This window comes from Lysobacter dokdonensis DS-58, from assembly GCF_000770795.1.
GTDB lineage: Bacteria > Pseudomonadota > Gammaproteobacteria > Xanthomonadales > Xanthomonadaceae > Noviluteimonas > Noviluteimonas dokdonensis.
This window is the reverse complement of the sequence record NZ_JRKJ01000002.1, coordinates 233958-255907: the sequence shown is the minus strand read 5'-3', so window position 1 is coordinate 255907 and position 21950 is coordinate 233958. Positions and strand designations below refer to the sequence as shown.

General features: G+C 66.2%; 19 protein-coding genes. 12 read left to right on the top strand and 7 right to left on the bottom strand.

All coding sequences use genetic code 11. From position 1 onward, the window contains the following. The first annotated feature begins 305 nt into the window (after nt 1-305). The 5 genes from LF41_RS16360 (at nt 306) to LF41_RS01555 (ending at nt 6611) form a co-directional block, all read left to right on the top strand. Entirely contained in the window at nt 306-2030 is a 1725-nt protein-coding gene (locus LF41_RS16360; RefSeq protein WP_338037842.1) for a DUF6531 domain-containing protein, read from the top strand. Further along, complete coding sequence (locus LF41_RS01570) at nt 2027-2443, top strand: hypothetical protein (RefSeq protein ID WP_036164810.1); 417 nt, start codon at nt 2027-2029, stop codon at nt 2441-2443. The genes LF41_RS16360 and LF41_RS01570 overlap by 4 nt, the downstream gene beginning before the upstream one ends. 37 nt (nt 2444-2480) lie before the next feature. Continuing rightward, complete coding sequence (locus tag LF41_RS01565; protein WP_161786901.1) at nt 2481-4709, top strand: RHS repeat protein; 2229 nt, start codon at nt 2481-2483, stop codon at nt 4707-4709. Beyond that, entirely contained in the window at nt 4706-5275 is a 570-nt protein-coding gene (locus LF41_RS01560) for a hypothetical protein (protein ID WP_036164808.1), read from the top strand. Before LF41_RS01565 ends, LF41_RS01560 begins: the two co-directional genes overlap by 4 nt. A gap of 427 nt (nt 5276-5702) precedes the next feature. Further along, nucleotides 5703-6611: a hypothetical protein gene (locus LF41_RS01555; protein WP_036164806.1), complete on the top strand. Its 909-nt coding sequence runs from the start codon at nt 5703-5705 to the stop codon at nt 6609-6611. Here the strand turns inward: LF41_RS01555 and LF41_RS01550 are convergent, their stop codons facing one another. Beyond that, nucleotides 6612-8897: an FdhF/YdeP family oxidoreductase gene (locus tag LF41_RS01550; RefSeq protein ID WP_036164803.1), complete on the bottom strand. Its 2286-nt coding sequence runs from the start codon at nt 8895-8897 to the stop codon at nt 6612-6614. Between the two features lie 157 nt (nt 8898-9054). Here LF41_RS01550 and LF41_RS01545 point away from each other — a divergent pair, with 157 nt between their 5' ends. Then, the gene (locus tag LF41_RS01545) at nt 9055-9333 is read left to right on the top strand and encodes a hypothetical protein (RefSeq protein ID WP_036164799.1); all 279 of its coding nucleotides are present in this window, start codon (nt 9055-9057) and stop codon (nt 9331-9333) included. Between the two features lie 53 nt (nt 9334-9386). Here LF41_RS01545 and LF41_RS01540 read toward each other — a convergent pair whose 3' ends face one another. Beyond that, nucleotides 9387-11624 carry a M3 family metallopeptidase gene (locus tag LF41_RS01540; RefSeq protein WP_036164796.1) on the bottom strand — a complete coding sequence of 746 codons (2238 nt, stop codon included), beginning with the start codon at nt 11622-11624 and terminating at the stop codon, nt 9387-9389. A gap of 176 nt (nt 11625-11800) precedes the next feature. Here LF41_RS01540 and LF41_RS01535 point away from each other — a divergent pair, with 176 nt between their 5' ends. Beyond that, complete coding sequence (locus LF41_RS01535; RefSeq protein ID WP_036164793.1) at nt 11801-12232, top strand: CBS domain-containing protein; 432 nt, start codon at nt 11801-11803, stop codon at nt 12230-12232. A gap of 43 nt (nt 12233-12275) precedes the next feature. After that, on the top strand, nt 12276-12758 hold the full coding sequence (locus LF41_RS01530) for a glutathione peroxidase (protein WP_036164790.1): 483 nt from the start codon (nt 12276-12278) through the stop codon (nt 12756-12758). Here LF41_RS01530 and LF41_RS01525 read toward each other — a convergent pair. After that, nucleotides 12698-13888 carry an acyltransferase family protein gene (locus LF41_RS01525; RefSeq protein WP_036164787.1) on the bottom strand — a complete coding sequence of 397 codons (1191 nt, stop codon included), beginning with the start codon at nt 13886-13888 and terminating at the stop codon, nt 12698-12700. The genes LF41_RS01530 and LF41_RS01525 overlap by 61 nt on opposite strands. Before the next feature lie 154 nt (nt 13889-14042). Here LF41_RS01525 and LF41_RS01520 point away from each other — a divergent pair, with 154 nt between their 5' ends. Continuing rightward, nucleotides 14043-14924: a LytTR family DNA-binding domain-containing protein gene (locus LF41_RS01520; RefSeq protein WP_237577574.1), complete on the top strand. Its 882-nt coding sequence runs from the start codon at nt 14043-14045 to the stop codon at nt 14922-14924. Here LF41_RS01520 and LF41_RS01515 read toward each other — a convergent pair. After that, the gene (locus LF41_RS01515) at nt 14921-16024 is read right to left on the bottom strand and encodes a GGDEF domain-containing protein (protein WP_036164784.1); all 1104 of its coding nucleotides are present in this window, start codon (nt 16022-16024) and stop codon (nt 14921-14923) included. The two genes, LF41_RS01520 and LF41_RS01515, sit on opposite strands and share 4 nt — an antisense overlap. 214 nt (nt 16025-16238) lie before the next feature. Between LF41_RS01515 and LF41_RS01510 the strand changes: the two genes are divergently transcribed. Together LF41_RS01510 and LF41_RS01505 are read left to right on the top strand one after the other, a co-directional pair. Further along, nucleotides 16239-16874 (top strand): DUF6177 family protein, encoded by a 636-nt coding sequence (locus tag LF41_RS01510; RefSeq protein WP_036164781.1) that lies wholly within the window; start codon nt 16239-16241, stop codon nt 16872-16874. Then, the gene (locus LF41_RS01505; protein WP_036164779.1) at nt 16871-17284 is read left to right on the top strand and encodes a hypothetical protein; all 414 of its coding nucleotides are present in this window, start codon (nt 16871-16873) and stop codon (nt 17282-17284) included. Before LF41_RS01510 ends, LF41_RS01505 begins: the two co-directional genes overlap by 4 nt. A gap of 5 nt (nt 17285-17289) precedes the next feature. Here the strand turns inward: LF41_RS01505 and LF41_RS01500 are convergent, their stop codons facing one another. Then, the gene (locus LF41_RS01500) at nt 17290-18099 is read right to left on the bottom strand and encodes a ferredoxin--NADP reductase (RefSeq protein WP_036164777.1); all 810 of its coding nucleotides are present in this window, start codon (nt 18097-18099) and stop codon (nt 17290-17292) included. A 57-nt stretch (nt 18100-18156) separates the two neighbouring features. Beyond that, on the bottom strand, nt 18157-19839 hold the full coding sequence (locus LF41_RS01495) for an ABC1 kinase family protein (protein ID WP_036164775.1): 1683 nt from the start codon (nt 19837-19839) through the stop codon (nt 18157-18159). Between the two features lie 76 nt (nt 19840-19915). On the opposite strand from LF41_RS01495, the gene LF41_RS01490 reads away from it, so the two are divergent. Then, nucleotides 19916-20452, top strand: coding sequence for a DUF488 domain-containing protein (locus LF41_RS01490; RefSeq protein ID WP_036164772.1), 537 nt, complete (start codon nt 19916-19918; stop codon nt 20450-20452). Nucleotides 20453-20470: 18 nt separating this feature from the next. Here the strand turns inward: LF41_RS01490 and LF41_RS01485 are convergent, their stop codons facing one another. Continuing rightward, the gene (locus LF41_RS01485) at nt 20471-21934 is read right to left on the bottom strand and encodes an efflux transporter outer membrane subunit (RefSeq protein ID WP_036164768.1); all 1464 of its coding nucleotides are present in this window, start codon (nt 21932-21934) and stop codon (nt 20471-20473) included. Between the last annotated feature and the right edge of the window lie 16 nt (nt 21935-21950).

Sequence of the window (21950 nt, the reverse complement as noted above, 5' to 3'; positions counted from 1 at the left end):
GTTTCTTCGTGCGTTTCCCAATTCTTCTCGTTTCTGACCCGCACGCCCCGCGTCTAACCTGTGCGTCTGCATCGGATACGTGGGGTAGGGAGTGCATCAGGGAGGAGCTGCCGGGGCATACCGGACGATATCGGCTGTCGCACTGGCGTGCGTCTTGCCGTTCAACGTGATCGCGGACGACGAGGAGCCGCCGAGGGAGAAGCCCTTGCCTGTCTTTCAGAGCCACACGATCGAGGCCATCCACGAGTACCACTTGCCGCTCGCCAACGTAATGGCACTGGTCGGGCTCCAGTCCTACGCACGGGCTGCCCTTCCGCGGGCCGATCGAAGCGGTCTTCGAACAACAGGACGAAGGGAAGTGCGACGAGCTGCGCGGCAACCCCGTTCGACTTCCCTCCGGGTTGAAGGTCGAAGAGGAGACGGATTTCGCGAGCGATGGCGAAATGGGATTGTTTCTCACGCGTATGTATGGCCATCGCGACGGCATGTTCGGTGCGCGTTGGCGCAGCAATTTTGACTATTCGCTGGAATGGGAAGACCGCGCAGTGGGCATCCGGGCGGTTCGTCCAAATGGGAGCGTCATCTGGATGCCTACGCAAGCGGGAGGCTGGCGCCAAAGCCCTGCCAAGCCGCTGCCACGTATCGAGCAGTGGCCGCAAGGGTGGATCTACCTGTTCAATGAAGCCGGTGGGACGGAGATCTACGATCAACAGGGACGTGTCCATGTCGTTCGAAACGAGCGTGGAGTCGGTTGGCACTACGTGTACGCCGGTGCGCAGTTGCAGCGCATCGATCACACCTCGGGTCGTTCGGTACGGTTCGGCTATACCAACGGCGAGCTGACCCATGTCACCGATCCAGTTGGGAGTGTCTACCGGTATGCGTACCACCGCGTCGGGCACCACCGTCCACGGCTGGTCGAAACGACACTGCCCGGATCGCCGGCGACTAGGATCACCTACCACGCTCTCCCAAGTCGTTACATTGGCGCACCGCCAGGGAACATGAGTGGCAAGTCCTTCGATGGCTTGCGCTACTCAACCTTCATCTATGAGCGAAATGATGAAGAGGCTCGTGTTGTTTCCACCGAGCACCACGCGGGCGTCGAGCGACACTCGTTCGCGTATTCCGGCGATCTAGAAAGTACGACGGAAAACTACAGCGTCGTAGAAACCAACCCGCTGGGTCATCGCACCACGCGCCGATACCTCGATGGCCGTCTGGTATCAGTTGAAGGCGCGGCGTCCTCCAATTGCGGGAGCCGAGATAGATACTTGCAGTACGACGCGAACGGTCAGCCGAACCAAGTGACGAATTTCGCCGGAGCTGTGACGACCTTTGATCACGACTCTGCGGGCCGACTGATCCGCAAGACCGAAGCTGCGGGGACGAAATTGCAGCGAGCGCGCACCTTTACATGGGCGCCGGACAGAAATCGCGTGATGAGCGAGACACTGGAGGGGAGTGCATCGACCACCTACACCTACCTCGACAACGGGCGCCTCGCGTCGACCACCGTAACCGACTTCGCAACCGGCGCCATACGTGGCACGACCTATGCCTACACGACGCATTCCAACGGACTCCTATCATCGTTGACCGTCGATGGCCCGACACCCGGAGAGGACCTCACGCATCAATACAACGCGTCCGGCGACCTGATCGAAAGCCGCAACACCGCCGGACACGCCACCCGTTACGAAGGCCATAACGGCCGTGGGCAACCCGCGCGAATCGTCGAGCCGTCCGGTGCAGTCACCGAATACGAATATGACCAACGCGGGCGCGTCCTCGTCGAGCGCACATTTCCGAATGGAAGTCCTGTCGAAACGCGATACATATACGGCGCCAGCGGACTGCTCGATGCAATCCAGGCCGCCGATGGCAGCAGCGTTATCTACCACTACGACGCCGCGCGTCGTCTCGTCCAGGAAGACAGGACCGAGCCCGGCGGTAGTTTCGCGGTGCGTCGCATTACCTACAACGCGATGTCGCAGCCCCTCCGAATCGAGATCGGCCGCGACCCATGACAGACCTTTCGGAACTGAACTCAAGGAAGAAGATGATGCGCCACACGCATGTTTTGATGTTCGCCGCGGCACTGGCCATTAGTTCGCCGGCGCGGGGCCAGGAGCCGCCGATTCCGCAATCGCTGTTGGGGGGTGGCGTGCAGCCCTACGCTTCGACGGGGTCCGGTACCGTGCGCGACCAACTGGTCGGACAGGTCGGCGTCCATGCGGCCAACGAGTTGGCGTACTTCTCCGTCGAGGGCGGCTTGCCGAACTGCCTGTACCAGCTGATCTACGTCTCGTTGGCGCCGCAGGGCGGTCGAGCGGCCTTCGCGACGGTGCTGTCGTCCAAGCGTTCGGCAACACCATTGTCTACCGTGACTTACCTAGTGCAAGCCGATGGCGTGTGCACGCTGAACACCGTGACGGACTGACCCGGTGGACCTCCGGATACTGGTCCTTGCGCTGCAAGTGACGCACGTCAGCACGTTCGAGTACGACGAGCTCGGGCGTGTGATCGTCGAACGCAGCGGCGACGAGGGCAAGGTTGTGGCGCAGCGGAGCTACGACGCCGAGGGTCGCCTCATCCACGTCACCGACGGGAACGGTCACGTGACGCGCCTTGCCTACGATCCACTCGGTCGCGTCGCAGCCACGACGGACGCAACGGGCGGAATCGCCCGCTACTCCTACGACGCCGCGGACCGTGTCACCGCCGTCATCGATCCGCGCGGCTTGTCGACCACCTATCGGCACAACGCGTTCGGCGACCTGCTGGAACTTCGCAGCCCGGACAGCGGGACGACGACCCACACGTATGGCGGCAACGGGCTGCGCACGCGAACGGTGCGCAACGACGCCACCACCCTCGACTACACGCACGACGCGCTGGGCCGTGTCACGAGCATGACAAGCGGCATGGATCGCAGGACATACGCCTACGATAGCTGCGGTGCGGGGTTCCTTTGCCAAGCGACGACGTGGCATGCGGGCAGCGCGCAAGCATCAACGACGTTCGCCTACCGCGCCGACGGGGCTTTGCGATCGCGAATCGACACAGCCGACGGGGTCGCCGACACCACCACGTACCACCATGACGCGCTCGGCAGGCTGTCGAAGCTAAGCTATCCCAGCGGACTCGAAGTCGCATACACCTATGCGATGGGACGACTGCGAACGTTGAGCGCGACGCGTGATGGCGTCACGCACACGGTGCTGGACTCTATCCAATTCCGCGCTTTTGGCGGCCCGGAAACCTGGACATACGGCAACGGTCTGGAAAGACGCTACTCCGTGGACGACAACGGCCGCCTGTCCGGCGTCAGCGCGGTCGACGAACGCGCGGGCAGGGTAGTGCAAAGCCTGACCTACGGATTCGAAGCCGCCGATCGTATCGCGGCGATCACCAATGCCGCCGGCGAACCCGCCAGCCAGGCGTTCGCATACGACGCGCAAGGGCGCCTTACATCCGACGCGATCGTCGGGCAGGGCGGCCATGCGCGCATCGCGACGTTCGATTCCAACGGCAATCGCACCAGTCACAGATGGAACGGGCAGGTCGAGCAGCATGCGATCGACCCGCACAACAACCGCCTGCTCGCAATCAGCGGAACCTCAACCCCGAGCCGACACCACACCTACGCCTACGATGCACGCGGCAATCGGACCGGCGACACGACCTCCGGCATCACTACACATCTGCAATACGACGCGTTCGATCGACTGCGCGAAGTCTCGCGGCCTGACAGCGTGACACTCTGCGAACCCTACGGCACCTGCAGGACGCTTCCTTCCGGCGCCACGCAATACGTCGTCAATGCGCTGGGCCTGCGCGTCGCGAAATCGAACGCCGACGGCGCCACGCGCTATATCCACGGCGGCCCCGCGCAATTGCTGGCCGAGCATGGCCCGGCCGGATGGAAGGACTACATCTGGTTCGGCGGAGAACTCGTCGGCTTGCTGACACCGGGGACGGCGAGCATCGTCGCGCAGTACGACGACTACCCGATCGTGGTTAGCCACCCCGGCGTCAAGTACGTCCACAACGATCACTTGGGCCGCCCGGAAGCCGTGACAAGCGGGACACAGGTACAGCTATGGCGCGCAAAGAACCACGCCTACGACCGGGAAGTCACGCAGGACCTGATCGGCGGATTGAACATCGGCTTCCCCGGGCAGTACTACGACGCGGAGAGCGATCTGTGGCAGAACGGTTACCGGGAGTACGACGCGAAGGGCGGTCGGTATCTGCAATCGGATCCGTTGGGCTTGGCTGCGGGTGTCAATACGTACGGATACGCAGGAATGAATCCAATTTCCAACATCGATCCGGATGGCCTGCAGTTTCTCCCGTATTCGCGCAACCTCAATACTCGACCCGATTACGCAATTCCCGAGGAGGTTGCGCAGCGGTTGAATGTGGTTTGGGGCATAGCGGCCGCAGGCGCGGCGACAGCGGTATATACGCCCGCTGTTGTCGGGGGGGCGATCATGACGCCGGCGGCTGTAGCTGGAGTCGGAAACGCATGCAAGAGTCCGGCCGCTCAAAATGCAGCGTTGCGAATCTGCATCGGTCTCCACGTCTGCGCGCCAGGTAAGGACGGCGTGGCGGATGATCTTTTCCAGCATCAAAACCAGCTCCGGATGATCCGTGAGCAGTCTGAGCGCGGTTGGCACTCGCCGGCTGCAGGAGGTCGATGATGTTCGCCGAAGCTCGCAAGCGGCTGCAAGAACAGCGAAACGCCGCGTGTCTCGAAGCATACCGAAAAGAAGTGAAGGACAACCGACCTACCACAGCTCAGGGCTACTACCTGAAGGGGCTGGTCCTGGAATACGACGTCGAGCGGGAGGGCACGAGTCTGGTGGAGGCGGTGGAGTGTTATCGAATGGCATCCCATATGATTCACAACACAGACGAATATCTTTTCCTGAGCATTGCACGGGCGCTGTTAAAGCAGGGGCCCGAATGCCGACCGGCATCGCTGACTTACATCCGTCAAGCCAGCGCGACAAGACATACACCTGAGGTCGACTTGGCGTTCGCGCGGTATTTCGAGATTGGAGGCGACTTCGGCCAAGCTAGAAAGCACTGCATCAAGGCCGCGATCAAAGGCCGCGTAGCTGGATTTTTCGAGCTTGCTTCGTTGTTGAGACAGGAAAATCGAAAACTTCAAGCCTTTGCAGTCGATGTAGTTCGACTGTTGGCAGGGCCATTCCTGGCCCTGGTTCTTGGCGCGAAGTCTCGAAAGAGCTTCGATGGCTACTGAGGGTCTTTGTCTACGTGGCGCTGCGGACGGCCGCCTCCACTAGACGAGGTCTGATTCGCAAGACGAAGCGCTTGCGTGCTCCTTGGTAGTCGGTGATTGCGGGATCGTACGCAGCGGATGGAACGCTTGCGGAACTTGCTGGCAGGAACTGCGCGTGCCGGTGGAATTTCGGTCGAAGCGGCGCCCCTTCACTCCGGGCATCTGGGAACCCTATCTGCCTGGCCCACTACACGCGATCCCATGGGGTATCTCCAACGACCGCCTCACCGGCGTTGACGCGCTCCTTCCGGGCGAGATCTACACGATGGGAACGGGCCTCCACCTTGCAACGCCACTGGGTGACGGCTGAGACCAAACGGGACGTCCGCGGCAAAATCTTCACCTAATCCGCTGCACCATGCGCGCTTCCCGCCCCGGGAGCCGCGCCATGCCGCAGATGTCCTGGACCACCCGTTGGGAATCGTGGCGCGAGCTGATGGGGCGCCCGCGCACGCCGCAGCGGCGGCGTGTCGAGGCGTTCCTGCAGAAGCATCCGGCCTTGTTGTATTGGGGCGACTCGTGGTTCTCCACGCCGCTGTACCTCAATCTCGCGCGCCAGAGCCTGCTGCGCATCACGGGCATGGCGATGGTCGTCGGCAAGCCCGGGGCCACGGCGTCGGATCTGTTCGCGCCGCGCAACGTCGATTCGATGATCGATCGCATCAACGGATCGCCGTTCGACGTGCTGTGCCTGAGCGCCGGCGGGAACGATCAACTGTCGGAGCGCCTGGCGACGTCGTTCGCCGCGTGGCAGCCCCCGCACGCCAGGCCGAAGATCACCGCGCAGGCGGCGTTCGATCTGCTGATGCAGGCCGGCGGGTTCGCGCCGGTGCTGGCCAGCTACACGCGGGTGCTCGATGCGGTGCGCCGCAAGGTCGTGCCTGCGCGCCCCACGTTCCGCGTGGTGGGACACACGTATGCACCGCTGCAACGCATCGGCGCCGCCGCCGATCTCACCGTCGAGAACATCGGATTGATCGCCTGGATCAAGGACGACATCGGGCCGTGGTTGTGGAAGCCGATGCAGCACGTGCTGATCGACGTGGGGGAGGGCAAGGCGTTCGCGGACCTGTTGCTGTTCGACGGCTTCCGCGACCAGGTGCTGGAGCCCTTGTCGCACACGTTCGCAGGCCTGTTCTCTTACGCGGATTTCGAAAGCTTCCTGCCCGCGCGCAAGCCGTCGTTCTGGTACGACGAGATCCACCCGACCGAGGCCGGCTTCGCGCAGCTCGCCGCGCCGTTCAACAACGCGGTGCGTTCGGCGTTGCCGCCGGTGAAGTGGGGCGCGGTGGAGTGACTACGGCGACGGACAAGGGCTGATGCGAACGGGCATCTCCTTGTAAAGCGGCGTTCTCGTGCCGGCGGAGTAGACGCTCGCTGCGATGAGCCCGCTCGCTTCGGGGTAATACGCCGCGCAGCATCCCGCCGGGATGTCCCACGCGCGCGCGGTGAAGGCGTACACGCGGCGTTCGTGCCCGTCGTCCACCAGGCATTCGATATCCACGCGATCCCCGTCCTGCAACCCGCGTTTGGCAAGGTCCTCCGCGTTGAGGAACACCACGCGGCGGTCGCCTTCGACGCCGCGATAGCGGTCGTCGCCGCTGTAGACCGTGGTGTTGAATTGGTCGTGCGCGCGCATCGTCATCAGCGTGAGCGCATCGGTGCCATGCGTGCGCCGCGCCTGCTGCACGGGTGTGTCGTCGTGGAGCGCGTGCGCCATGAAGCGTGCCTTGTGGTTGCGCGTATTCCACTGCCGATGCGCGGCGGCGTTGGGCAGCATGAAGCGGCCGTCCTGCAGCAACCGGTCGTTGTAGCGGTCGAAGCCTTCGGTCACGCCCTGCTGGCAGCGTTCGATGCGGTCGCGGATCGCCGCGTAGTCTTCGGTGAAATCGCGCCACGGTACGTGCGCGATTCCGATGGCCTGCGCGAGTTCCGCGACGATCGCCGGCTCGCTGCGTTGCAGTTCGCTGATCGGCGCCTGCACGCCGCGCGAGGCGCGCACGGTGCTCGACGAATCCTCGGTCGAGATGCATTGCTCGCCGCCGGGGCGCAGGTCGCGGTCGGTGCGGCCCAGCGTCGGCAGCAACAGGCCGATTTCGCCCGGATGGCAGTGCGTGCGATTGAGTTTGGTCGCGATGTGCAGCGTGAAGCGGCAACGCTCCAGCGCCTCCAGCACGCGCGGCGAATCAGGCGCCGCGACGCCGAAGTTGCCGCCGAGCGACAACAGCGCACGCACGTTGCCGTCGAACAACCCGTCGATCACGCCGGCCGCGTCGCGCCCCGCATCGCGGCACAAGGCGACGCCGGGGAACGCCGCTTCGATGTTGTCGAGCCACGCGTCGGTGACCTGCGAGGTCGCGCCCATCGTGCGATCGCCTTGCACGTTCGAATGGCCGCGCACCGGCATCGCGCCCGTGCCCGGGCGGCCGATGTTGCCGCGCAACAGCAGCAGGTTCACGACTTGCTGGATGGTGGCGACCGCGTCGGGATGGTGCGTCAGGCCCATGCACCAGGTGATCATCGTGGCTTGCGCACGCGCGTAGTGCGTCGCGATCTCGCGCATCTGCGCTTCCGGCAGGCCCGAGCAGTCGACCAGCGTGTCCCACGCGCACGCGTCGAGATCGGCGATCAGCGCGTCGAAACCTTCGGTGTGCCGTGCGATGAACGCTTGGTCGAACACCGTGCCCGGCGCGGCGCGTTCCATTTCGAGCAGTGCCTTCATCACGCCCTTCAGCGCCGCGAAGTCGCCGCCAATGGTGACCTGGTAGATCGCATCGGCGACCGCGATGCCCTTGTCGCGCGCGAGTTCGGAAACGTTCTTCGGATCGGAGAAGTGCGTGAAGCCGCGCTCGCGCAGCGGATTGATCGCGAGGATCGTCGCGCCGCGTTTCTTCGCTTCGTACAGCGCGCCCATCATGCGCGGGTGGTTGCTCGCGGGGTTCTGGCCGATGACGATGAACAACTCCGCGTGCTCGAAGTCCTCCAGCGTGCAGGTGCCCTTGCCAGTGCCGATGCTCTGCTTCAGGGCGTAACCGGAGGGTTCGTGGCAGAAGTTCGACGAGTCGGGCAGGTGCGGGCTGCCGTAACCGCGCGCGGCGAGTTGCCAGAGGAACGCCGCTTCGTTGCTGCTGCGGCCCGAGGCGTAGAACGCGACCGATTGCGGTGGCAACGCGCGCAGCTCGCGCGCGGCGACTGCGTACGCCTCGTCCCAATCGATCGCACGGTAGGTACCGACGGCCGCGTCGTACAACACCGGGGTCGTCAGGCGTCCCTGGAATTCGAGGTCGAAATCGCCAAGGGCGCGCAGTTGTGCGGGCGTCTTGCCGTCGAAGAATTCCGCGCCGACCGACTTGCGCGTCATTTCCCAGGCGATGGCCTTCTGGCCCTGCTCGCAACTGTCGACCAGCGGGTGGCCCACCTTGTCGGGGAAGGCGCAGCCGGGGCAGTCGAAGCCGCCGACCTTGTTGGCGGTGAGGAAGGAGCCGACCAGCTTGAGCGGGATGCCCTGGCGGGACCAGGCGCGAAAGGTGCCACGTAGCGCGCCGCGGCCGCCGGCGGGGGATTGGGGACGATGCGAAGTCATGCGGCCGGTTTACCCCCTCCCAACCCTCCCCCGCAAGCAGGGGAGCGCTTTTCCGTCGCCGGACCGTAAGCGGCGGTATGCCGCTGTTTTCACTCAGCGGTTACACATCCGTGCGCACTCTGCGCGGCATCCCCCGTGTCAACCAGGTCCCCTGTCCATGGTCATCCACCTCCATGCCGCCCCCCGCGACATTGACGAAGTCACGTCCGCGCGCGCCCGCGCCCTCGGTGAACTCGCGACGGGCTTCTATCCCGACATGACGTGGCAGAAGGTCGAGCCGCAGATGGCGAGCGACTGGTCGCGCGTGCGCGGCGATTCGCAGCTGGGCTGGAACGAGGTGCGCGAGGAAGCGCACGCGGCGTGGCAGGTCGCGAAGCTGAGCAAGGATGTGTGCTGCTGCGACGACAAGCCGGTGCGGGTCACCGCCGCCGCGTAAAGAAAAAGGGCCGCATCGCGGCCCTTTCTCGTTTCGACGCATTTCCCGGAGGATCAACCGCCCGTGGCGGCCTTCTCCTGCGGCTTGGCTTCGGCCGGCTGCTTCGAATCGTCGGCCGCCGGTGCATCCAGGCCGCGACGCTTCAACAGCGGGCCGATTTCCGGCTTGCGCCCCGCGAAGTCCTGGAACAACTGCAGCGCGTCCTTCGAACCGCCGCGCGAGAGCAGCGTGTCGCGGAAGTGGTCGCCGTTGGCGCGCGTCAGGCCGCCGTTCTTCTTGATCCACTCCACCGTGTCGGCGTCGAGCACTTCCGACCAGATGTACGCGTAGTACCCCGCCGAGTAGCCGCCCATGATGTGGCTGAAGTACGGGGTCTTGTAACGCGGCGGCACGGCGGCGAAATCGACGCCGTCCTTCTTCAGCGCGGCGGCTTCGAACGCCATCACGCCTGATGCCGGCGGCACCTGGTCCGGCGTGATCTGGTGCCACTTCTGGTCGAGCAGCGCCGCACCGAGGTATTCGGTGGTGGTGAAGCCCTGGTTGAACTTGCCCGCGGCCAGCACCTTGTCGAGCAGTTCCTTCGGCATCGGCTTGCCGGTCTCGTGGTGCTTGGCGTAGTTGGCCAGCACCGACGGCCAGTCGGCCCACATCTCGTTGACCTGCGAGGGGTATTCGACGAAGTCGCGCGGGACGTTGGTGCCGGTGAAGTAGGGGTACTCGACGTTCGAGAACATGCCGTGCAGCGCATGGCCGAACTCATGGAACATCGTGGTCACTTCGTCCCACGTCAGCAGCGTCGGCTGGCCCGCCGGCGGCTTGGTGATGTTGAGGTGGTTGGCCACGACGGGGAGGAAGCCGGTGAGCGCGGACTGGTCGACGTAGGAATTCATCCACGCGCCGCCCTGCTTGGAATCGCGCGCGTACATGTCGGAGATGAAGATGGCGAGCTGCTTGCCGTCCTTGTCGAACACGTCGAACACGCGCACGTCCGGCTCGTACACCGGCAGGTCCTTGCGCTCCTTGAACGACAGGCCGTACAGCTCGTGCGCGGCGTAGAAGACGCCGTTCTGCTGCACGTTGTCGAGTTCGAGATACGGCTTGAGCTCGTTCTCGTCGAACGCGAACTTCGCCTTGCGCACCTTCTCCGAATAGAAGGACCAGTCCCACGGCTCCAGTTTGAAGGTCGGCTGGCCCTTGGCGGCCTGTTCCTTGTCGATCATCGCCTGCAGGTCGGCCGCTTCGCGGCGGGCGTTGGCGACCGCCGGCGGCGCGAGCTTGCCGAGCATGTCGTTGACGGCCTGCGGCGTCTTGGCGGTTTCGTCTTCCAGCACGAAGGCGGCCCAGTTCGCGTAGCCGAGCAGCTTGGCCTTCTGCGCGCGCAGCTTGACGACCTGCGAAATGATCGCGGTGGTGTCGAACTCGCCGCCGTCGCCGCGGGCCATCGACGCGCGGTACAGCTTCTCGCGCAGCGCGCGGTTGGTCAGCTGCGCGGCCGGGGGCTGGCCGGTGGTGTTGAGGATCGTCAGCACGAACTTGCCATCGAGGCCGCGCGTCTTGGCGACATCGGCCGCCGCGTCGATCTGCGCATCGGACAGGCCATCGAGTTCGGCGCGCGAGTCGACCACGACCGCCGCGGCGTTGCGGCCGTCGATCAGCTTCTTCTCGAACTGCGTGCCGAGCGTTGCCAGTTGCGCGTTGATGTCCTTGAGCGTGGTCTTGTCCGCGTCGTTGAGCTTGGCGCCGGCGCGGACGAAGTCGGTGTAGTAACGCTCGACCAGGCGCGTCTGCTGCGCGTCCAGGCCCAGCTTGGCGCGGCGGTCGTAGAGCGACTTGATGCGCGCGAAGAGCTTGGGGTTCAGGCGGATCGTGTCGCGGTGCGCGGCGAAGATGGGCGAGTACTTCTCGTCGATCTTCTCGCGCGCGTCGTTCTTGTCCGCGCCGAAGAGGTTGTAGAAGACGGTCGCGGCGCGCGTGAGCGTGCGGCCGTTCTTCTCCATCGCCAGGATCGTGTTGTCGAACGTCGGCTTGGCCTTGTTGTTGGCGATGCGCTCGATTTCGGCCAGTTCTTCCTTCATGCCCTGGTCGAAGGCCGGGCCGAAATCGGTGTCCTGGATCTTCGCGAAATCGGGGTAGTGCAGCGGAAGCGTGCTGTCGGCGAAGAACGGGTTGGCGGTCTGGTTCTGCACGGCGGATCCTTGGGGCGTCTGTGCGGCGGCGGTCTGCGCAAAGAGGGCCGGCGTCGTGCCTGCGGCCAGGGCGAGCGCCAGGGCGCAGGCGAGCGGGTGCTTCATGGGCGATGGTCTCGTCGGACGGAAACCGCCAGCCTACCGGAGGCCGGGGCACGCGACGCATGACGAAAGCCATGTCCGGTGAATGCGGCCGTTTTCCGCACCTGGCCGCTCCGGTTCACGGCCCACGAACCGCCGCGTCGCAACAATGCGGGCTTCCCCACATCCAGGAGGCTCCCATGGCCGACGTGACCTCGGTGATGACCGCCAATCCCGCGTGCGCAACCCCCGAAACGCCCCTGCGCGACGTCGCCCGCATGATGATCGAGAACGACTGCGGCGAGATCCCCGTCGTCGACACGCAGGGCATGCCCGTAGGCGTGGTGACCGACCGCGACATCACGGTGCGCATCGTGGCCGAAGGCCGCGACATCATGGGCGCGACCGCATCGGATGCGATGAGCGCGCCCGTGCAGACCGTGCGCGAAGACAGCAGCCTCAAGGACGCGACCGAGCTGATGGAAGCGGCGAAGATCCGCCGCGTGCCGGTGGTCGATGCGAAGGGCAAACTCACGGGCATCATCGCCGTCGCCGACATCGCGCGCGCCGGCAAGGACGCGCGCACCGCGCAGGTGGTCAAGGAAGTGTCCGAACCGGGCCGCGCGCACTGAGCTAGACTCCGGGCGACCCCACGTCGCCCCGGAACTCCACGCCATGGCCACCGCGTTCGATTTCACCGCCGCCGACATCGACGGCCAGCAACGTCCGCTCGCCGACTACGCGGGCAAGGTGCTGCTGATCGTCAACGTCGCCTCCAAGTGCGGGTTCACGCCGCAGTACACGGGCCTGGAAAAACTCTGGCAGGACTATCGCGACAAGGGCCTGGTGGTCCTCGGGTTCCCGTGCGACCAGTTCGGCCACCAGGAACCCGGTGACGAGGCCGAGATCAAGAACTTCTGCTCGCTCACCTACGACGTCGATTTCCCCTTGTTCGCGAAAATCGACGTCAACGGCGCCAATGCCCACCCGCTCTACAAGTGGTTGAAGGAAGAGAAGGGCGGGTTCCTGGGCATCGACGCCATCAAGTGGAACTTCTCGAAGTTCCTCGTCGGCCGCGACGGCAAGGTGCTGAAGCGCTACGCACCCACCGACACGCCCGAGTCCCTCGCCAAGGACATCGAAGCCGCGCTCGCCTGACGGCGCTTCACGCCGAACATCGGGCGCAGCAGCGGCACGCGGCGGATCAGTGCGTGCAACAACGCGCAACCGGCGACGGTGCCCGCCAGCACGAGGATCGGTTCGGCGACCGGGCCGACGTGCATCGGCACCAGTACGAATGCGATCGCCACGATCAGGCTCTGGTGCAGCACGTACCACGGATACACCGCTTCGTTTGCCCACGGCAGCCATGCGAACGGGCGATCCAGATAGGTGCGCCCGTAACCGAGGATCGCGCACAGCATCCACCAGATGTACAGGCTGCGCAGGATCCAGATGATCGCCTGCAGCGATTCGGACACCTGCTCGGGCAGCACGAACACGCAGGCGGCATAGAACGCGAACAACCCCACGGCGCTGACCAGTGCGCGACGGCGCAGGCGGGCGAGCTCGTTCCATACCGCGTCGTTCGTGCCCAGCCACCACCCGTAGAGGAACATCGTGAAGTACACGCTGTGGCGGAACCAGTCGTGCACGAGATCGCCGGTGTCTTCGAAATGCGGTTGCAGCAACAGCGTGAACACGGCCAGCGGAATCGCGGGAACGATCAGGAGCCACACGCCGCGCAACTTCGCGAGCGGATTGGGCAGGCGGCGCAGCAACGGCAACAGCAGCGCGAACACGACCGTGTACGTCCACAGGTACGCCAGGTACCACAAGTGGTTCCAGGTGAAGCCGTGTTCCCAACCGGCGAACGCGCCTTCGGGCCACGTCGAGCCCGCGTAGTAGCGCGCGAGGAAGGCGAGGAACCCCGGCTGCACCAGCCCGTTCGCCACGCCCTCGGCGTACGGCTGGATCGGCACGACGACCCACATGCCGAACACCAGCGGCAGCAGCAGGCGCCAGCTGCGCAGGGCGATGAACCGGCCGATGCGCGTGTCGCGCAGCAGGAAGTGCACCGACAACCCCGAGATGAGGAAGATCAGGTCCATGCGCCAGCGGTTCACCGCGAGCATCGGCAACTGGATGACTTCGGTCGTGTAGGCCGACTTCAGGTGCCAGCCCCAGTCTTCGCCGCCCACGTAGAGCATCGCCCAGTGGTAGAGGATGAGCAGGCCGAAGGCGATGGCGCGCAGGGCGTCGATGTCGTGGCGTCGCGAGCTGGGCATGGCGGCGTGTCCGGTAGATGGAGTGGCCACGCTCGGCCCCCACGCACGGCAATGACAGCGCCAAGTGATTGATTCGCAGGTTGCGGGGACGAATCGCGGGACCGAGGGACGAGCCGTTCGCGCAGGCCTGCGTCCCTCCGCCACAATGCGCGGCATGTCGACCGACGCCTTCCAGATGACCCCCACCGCGTGGGACCGCTTCCGCCCGTGGCGGCGCACCTTCGAAGTGGGCTTCTGGGTCGTGATGTATTGCGTGAACGCGACCGCCAACAGTGCGGTCACCTGGATCGACATCCAGCGCGCCGGGCTCGGGTTCGATGCCTGGGAACCGGCGGTGTGGGAATGGTCGAGCGCCATCGTCTGCCTGGCGCTCGTGCCTGTGGTCGCCTGGTACACCCGGTGGAACCCGGTGCGGTTCGATACCTGGCGGCGCGCACTGCCGCTGCACATCCTCGGCAGCGTGGCGTGGTCGCTCCTCCACGTCGCCGGGATGGTCGCCATCCGCAAGGCCGTCTATGCCGCGCAGGGCGATCACTACGACTTCGGTCCGGTGTTGCGCGAGTGGGGCTACGAATATCTGAAGGACGTGCGCAGCTATGCCTCGCTGGTCGCGACGATGGAGGCGTGGCGCTGGTTCCTGCGGCGCTGGCAGGGCGAGGCGAGCCTGCTGTCGCAGCCCGACGACGCGCCGGCGATCGCGCTGGCCGAACGCCCCGAGCGATTCCTCGTGCGCAAACTCGGCAAGGAGTTCCTGATCGCCGCCAATGATGTCGAATCGCTGCAGGCCTCCGGCAACTACGTGAACCTGCGCGTGCGCGGCCACGAATATCCGCTGCGCAGCACGATGGCCGCGATCGAACAGCAGCTGGATCCCGCGCGCTTCGTGCGCGTGCATCGCAGCCACATGGTCAACCTGGATTGCATCGCGCAGATCGAGCCGCTCGATACCGGTGATGCACGCGTGCTGTTGCGCGACGGCACCATCGTGCCGTGCAGCCGCCGCTATCGCGACGCGCTGCGGCCGGCGAACGCCTAGGCCTTCGATACCACCATGCGGTCGCGGCCGGCAGCCTTCGCTTCGTAGAGCGCCAGGTCCGCGCGGCGCATGTGCTGGCCCATGCTCTCGGCGGGAACGCGATGCGCGACGCCGGCGCTGACGGTGACGCCCGCGTCGCGCGCGGCTTCCTGGAATTCGCGCCGCACGCGCTGGACGAACCCTTCGACCGATTCGGGCGCCTGGTCGATCAGCATCACGACGAACTCCTCGCCGCCCAGCCGCGCGCACAGGCACCGCTCGCCCGCGCGTTCGCGCAGGATCTGTCCGAGGCGCTGGATCACTTGGTCGCCGGCGGCGTGGCCGAAGGTGTCGTTCACTTTCTTGAAGTAATCGATGTCGAGGAACACGACGCTCGCGCGGCGGCCGCGCTTGACGGCGTCGTCGTACGCATCGCCGGCTTCGCGGTTCCAGCCGGCGCGGTTGCGCAGGCCGGTGAGTTCGTCGGTGGTGGCCTGTTCGCGCAACTTCTGGCGCACGCGGTAGGTGCTGACGGCAAAGTCGGTGCGGTAGCCGCCGAGCATCGTGCCGAACCCGATCGCGACGACCAGCGTGAGCCAGTACAGCGCCGCGCCGTGCGGCGGATGGCCGTGCAATCCCACGCGCAGCGCGGCGACGGCGGTCATCGCGGCGGCGATGGCGACCATCGACACGCGCCGCGCCATCAGCGCGAGCAACGCGATCGGCATCAACTGGAACAGGCCCGCGCGCCCGGTGGTGGGCTGGTCGACGCCGGGGAGGGGAATCGAGAGGAACACGCCCACGAGCAACACGCTCAGTACCGTGAGCATCAGCCGCGGGCGCCAGTCGTTGAGGTGCCAGATCGCGAGGGCGCAGGCGCCGGCGGTCAGCGCGACGATCTCCGAGGCCCACCATGGCCAACCGATGCTCGGCGTGATCCCCGCCAGTTCGAACATCCCCGTGAGTGCGAGGATCATCGCGCCGCTGGCGACCACGCCGCTGACGATCGGCCGCGTGGCGTGCACCTGGGCCTCGACGACCTTCGCGCGTTCGGCGTCGGTGAGCGCGCGCAACGAGCGGCGCGTGAAGAAATTCGCGAGCGAAAGTGGCGGTTCTTGCAACGTCCCGCCGCGTGACGCGGGGAGCGGTTGGGGAGCGGGGGCCTTCGAAGTCGTCGCCATCCAAAAACGCTAACGCATCGGCGATCGGTTGCGGTCAAGAACAAGTGAATGCGGCGCTACCCGGGATCGTCGCGTTCCTGCGGCGTTTCGCCTTGTCGCGACGTGGCGCGAGCGCGCGAGATGGACGTTCCGAACGAATCGAGGAGCGAACTCCATGGACCGGCGCTGCTTCGCGTGGCTGATCGGTGTTGCGTTGTGCATCGCGGCGGGGCCCGCGGCTGCGCGGTTCCTCTCCGTCGATCCGGCGCCCGCGGCCGGTGCGCGCCATGCGTACGCGGATGCCAATCCGATGGCGCGCACGGATCCGGATGGCCGGCAGTCCATTGCGTGGGTGGCCGCACACGGGCAACCGCCGCCCGACGGGCGGCATGCAGCTGCGGCGCAAGCGCATGGCGATGGGCAGCTCGGTGGTGCGCGGGTGCTCGTCGCCTTGTTCCTGTCGCAATTCGCGGACGGGCCCGGCGGGCTGGCCGCCAGTCCCGCCAACCTGCTGCGCGGGATCCGGTCCGAAGCGCGCATTCTCGCGGCGCTGGGCGAGGTGAAGAACACGCGGCCCATCGATACGCCGCACGGGCGCACGATTCCCGATTTCGAGAACCCAACGCAAGTCGGCGAAATCAAGGACGCGCGGCGCGTGGCGATGTCCCCGCAGTTGCGCGCGCAACTCGAACACGCGCAACGCACGGGACGCACGCACGTGGTGGTTACCGGGACGCACACGCACGTGACCTCGACGGTGGAGCAAGCGACGACCATCGTCCGCCGCGACGACCTTGGGCCGCCGCCATGAGGGGCGCATGCGATGTGCTGCGCGACGAGTTGCTCGCCTTCGCGCGCACGATGCTCGACCGCTTCGGCGAGTTCCAGCCCTTCGGCGGCTACGTGGTCGCACCCGACCGCGTGGTGCAGGTCGGCTTCGCGCCCGCGCTGGTAGCGCCGCCGTTGTCCGAGTGCGTGGCGACGCTCGCCACGGAAGTGGCCGAGATCGACCCCGCCGCCATCGCCCATGCGCTGGTGCTCGACATCCACCTGCACGTCCCGCGCGACGGCATGGAAGACGCGATCCGCCTGCACTTGTCCGAAGTGGACGGGCGCTGCTTCGACGTGTTCATCCCGTATCGCGTGCGGGCGGCAACGCCGACGTTGTTCGGCACGTGCTTCGTCCTGGAAGGCACGTCGATCGGGTTCCCGAGGCGGTGATGCGCCTACTTCTCGACGAACGCCCGCTCGAACACGTACTGTCCCGGCACGCCGATGCGCGGCGCGGCGGTGAAGCCACGGGCGTCGAGCAGCGCGCGGAAGTCCGCCAGCATCTGCGGGCTGCCGCAAACCATCGCGCGGTCGTGCGCCGCGTCGAGCGGCGGCAGGCCAAGGTGTTCCATCATGCGGCCGCCGTCCATCAGGTCGGTCAGGCGCCCGCGCTGGTCGCGGCCGTCGACGAGGAAGCCTTCGCGCGACACCGCGGGGTAATACAGCAGCTGATTGCGGATCTGCTCGCCGAGGAACTCGTGGTGCGGCAGTTCGTTGACGATGTAATCGCGGTAGGCGAGGTCGCCGGCGTTGCGCACGCCATGGCACAGGATCACGCGCTCGAAGCGTTCGTACGTCGCGGGGTCCTTGATCACCGCCAGCCACGGCGCGAAGCCCGTGCCGGTGCCCAGCAGATAGAGGTTCCGCCCGGGGTGCAGGTCGTGGATCAACAGCGTGCCCGTCGGCTTGCGGCCGATCAGCACGGTGTCGCCCGCGCGGATGTGCTGCAGGCGCGAAGTCAGCGGGCCGTCGGCCACCTTGATGCTGAAGAACTCCAGTTGCTCTTCCCAGTTCGCGCTGGCGATCGAATACGCGCGCATCAGCGGGCGCGTCGTGCCGTCCGCTTGCTCGACGGGCAGGCCGATCATGACGAACTGGCCGTTCTCGAACCGGAAGCCGTCGTCGCGCGTGGTGGTGAAACTGAAGTAAGCGTCCGTCCAATGGCGGACATCCAGCACCGTTTCCGTGCCGAAGGGGGAGGACATTGCGGGGAGGGTGATGCCTGGGGGACGCGAATTCTAACCGACGCCCGTGGACGGCCCCTAGCGCATCCCGCGCTCTTCCTTCGGCCGTGCCTTGTGGTCCCGCCGCAGCGCGCTCCAGACCAGCATCACGCCCAGCACCGTTCCGAGCAGGAACAGCACCAGCGCCAGCGCCGGGTACCCGAACAGGCGTGCCCCGGCGGTATCCACGCGCATCAGCATCGCCGAGGCGAGGATCAGCGCGGCGGTGATCACGCCGGCGGTGATTCGGTTGGCGATCTTCTGCAGGTTCTCCATCAGCTGCGAGTCCTCCAGACCGCCGAGTTGCACGGTCAGCCGGTTCTCCGCCAGCAGCGAGAGGATGTCGGAGATCTTGCGCGGCGACTCACGTACCAGCGATTGCATCTCGAGCACTTCGCTGGCGATGTTGGCCGGCGAGAAGGACTGCCGCATGCGCTCGCGCATCACGTGCTGGATGTGGTTCTCGGTGATGCGCTTGACGTCCAGGTGGGGGTCGAGCGCAAAGGCCACCTGTTCCAGGTTCAGCAGCGTCTTGCCCAGCATGCTCAGCTCGGGCGGCGTGCGCAGGTTGCATGCGGTGGACAGGCGTACCAGTTCGATGACGAGGCGTCCTTCCGACATCGCCTGCGACGCCGAATGTGCGGCGTAGCGCGCGACCAGTTGCCCGATTTCGCGCTGGAAGCGCTCGTGCTCGAAATCCTCCAGCCGCGTGCCCATCGCGATGGCTTCGTTCGCCACCTCCTCGCCGCGGCCGTCGACCGCGCCGAACAACAACTTCAGCAAGCGCTCGCGTTGCTTCGGCGGTACGTGCGCGATCATGCCGAGGTCGAACAACCCCAGCCGCCCGTCCTCGGTGACCAGCATGTTGCCGGCGTGCGGGTCGGCGTGGATTTCGCCGTGCACGAACATCTGGTCCAGGTAACCACGCAGCAGCGCGCGGCCGAGCAGGCCCATGTCCTGTTCGGTGCGGCGCACGCCGGACAGCTCGGTGACCTTCGTGCCGCGCACCAGGTCCATCGTCAGCACGCGCGCGCTGCACAGGTCGCGCACGGGCTGCGGGACGAACAACTCCGGGTACGCCTCGAAATGTTCGGCGAAACGTTCGAGGTTCTCGGACTCCACGCGGTAGTCGAGCTCGGCGAACAGCGTCTTGCGGAACTCGTGCACCCAATCGGAAAACCGCAGGCGACGTCCGAGGTCGGTGATGCGGTCGGCCTTGTCGGCGAAGGAGGCGATGGTGTCGAGGTCCGTGCGCACCTGCTCGGCCACGAACGGGCGCTGCACCTTCACCGCCACCTCGCGCCCGTCGCGCAGCACCGCGCGATGTACCTGCGCGAGCGACGCGCTGCCGATCGGCGTTTCGTCGACATGCAGGAACACCTTGTTCATGCGCACGCCGATCTCGTTCTCGAACACCGCGCGGATGACCTCGAAGGGGACTTCCGCCACTTCGTCCTGCATGCGCTGCAGGGCCACGATGTAGGCGGGCGGCACCATGTCCGGCCGCGTCGAGAGCGCCTGGCCGATCTTGATGAAGGTGGGGCCCAGCGCCTCGAGGTCGTCGACGAACTGTTCGGGGTCGCCTTCGGGCGTGTCCTGGCCGGCGATGGTGGAGGCCTGGTCGATGTCGATGCCGGTGAAGACGCCCGCGCTGCGGTACTTCAGCAGGAAGGCGATGATCTGCGCGCTGCGCGCCAGGCTGACGGGCGATTGTCCATTCATGTGCGCCAGCCTAGTCGCCGTCGCGTCAAAGGCCTTTCACCGCTCGGAGGAGCGTCCTGCCGCTACGATCCAGCGCATGCGCACGCTATGGACCATCGGCCATTCCACCCGCGATTGGGGCACCTTCGTCGGGATGCTCGATGCGGCCGGCATCCGTGCGCTGGCGGACGTGCGGCGCTTCGCCGGCTCGCGGCGGCATCCGCAGTTCTCCGGCGAGGCGATGGCGACTGCATTGCCCGAAGCGGGCATCGCGTACGTACCGATCGTCGACCTGGGCGGGCGACGCACGCCGTCGAAGGCGTCACCCAACACGCGTTGGCGCAACGCGAGCTTCCGCGCTTACGCCGACTACATGGCCACGCCCGGCTACCAGCACGCGCGTGACGTACTCGCCGCGCTCGCGAGCGACACACCCACCGCCGTGATGTGCGCCGAAGCGATGTGGTGGCAATGCCACCGCGGGCTGATCTCGGACGACTTCAAGGCAGGTGGATGGGAGGTCATCCACCTGGTGTCGCCGGGGCGTGTGGAGGAACATCCGTACACCGGCGCTGCATTGCTCATCGATGGCAGGCTCACCTACGCCGAGCCATCGACCGGGACACTTTTCTGAAGAACGATCGAGATTGAGTCACTCCCGCGCAATCTTCTCCCGCATCGGCATCTGCCCCGGCCATCCGCCGGCCAGTGCGCGGTACAGCGCGACCACGCTGACCGCGCTGCGCGTCCTCGCATCGGCGAACGCATCCTGCGCCTGCAGCTGAGCGCGCTCGGCATCCAGCACTTCGAACAAGTCCACCGCGCCGGCTTCGTAACGCACGCGCGCCAATCGGGCCGCGTTCGCACTGTCGAGCGCCGCCTGCTCGCGATGCCGGTCTTCCACGCGCGCACGGTTCTGGCGGATCAGTGCGTTCTCGGTGTCTTCCAACGCGAGCAACACCGTCTGCCGATAACGCGCCAGTTCGCCTTCCGCATTGGCATCCGCTGCCGCGATGCGGGCGCGCACGCGGCCGACGTCGAGGAACGACCAGTCGATGCCCAGCGCCACCACGCGCGTCTCGCTGTCGCGTTCGAACAAGTTGCCCGCGTCGATGGACTGGCTTCCGATCAGCCCGCCGAGCGTGAAGCGCGGAAACAGATCCGCCGTCGCCACGCCGACGCGTGCGGTGGAGGCATGCAGGCGCTGCTCCGCCGCGGCGACGTCGGGGCGACGACGCACGAGATCACCCGGCGTGCCGGCGTCGATCTGTTCGGGCAACGCCGGCAGCGCGACGGGCTTGTCGAGCTGCGCGATCAGCGCTTCGGGCACATGCCCCGTCAACACCGCGATGCGATGTTCGGCGAAGGCGACCTGCGCCTCGAGCTGCGGCACGATGGCGCGGGTGCTTTCCAGTTGCGCCCGCGCCCGCGAGGTATCGAACTCGGTGCCGCGCCCCGCATCGAAGCGCGCCTGCACGATGCGCAGCGTGCCGTCCTGGTTGGCCGCGTTGTCGCGCGCGACGCGCAGGCGTTCCTGCAATCCGCGCAACTCGAAATAACTGCGCGCGACATCGCCGACGATCGCGACCTGCATCGCCGCCAGGTCGTTCGCGCTGGCTTCCACGCCCGCGCGATTGGCTTCGACGTTGCGCCGCACGCGGCCCCACAGGTCGAGCTCCCAGCCCGCCACGACACCGACGTCGTACGACTCCACGCCATCGCGTGCATCGCGCGACACGCCCGGCGCCTGGTCCGCGCTCAGGCGCGAACGGCTCGCGTTGCCCTGCGCGGTGATCGTCGGGACCTGGTCGAACCGCGCGTCGCGCAACAAGGCATTGGCCTGGTCGTAACGCGAGAGCGCGATGCGCAAGTCATGGTTGGCCGACAGGGCTTCCTCGACGAGCGCGGTCAATTGCGGATCGTTGAAGCGTTCCCAGAACGCATCGTCGGCGGGAGCGGCCACCGCGGTCGCGTCGGTGCGCGCAAACGTCGCCGGTTCGACCGCGGTGGGTTTGACGTAATCCGGGCCGACCGCGCATGCCGCGAGCAGCGCGGTCGACAGCACGGTCATCGCAAGGCGCGTGGCGCGCCGCGGGTGGAATTGGAGCGAGGTCATGCGAGGACTCCTTGTC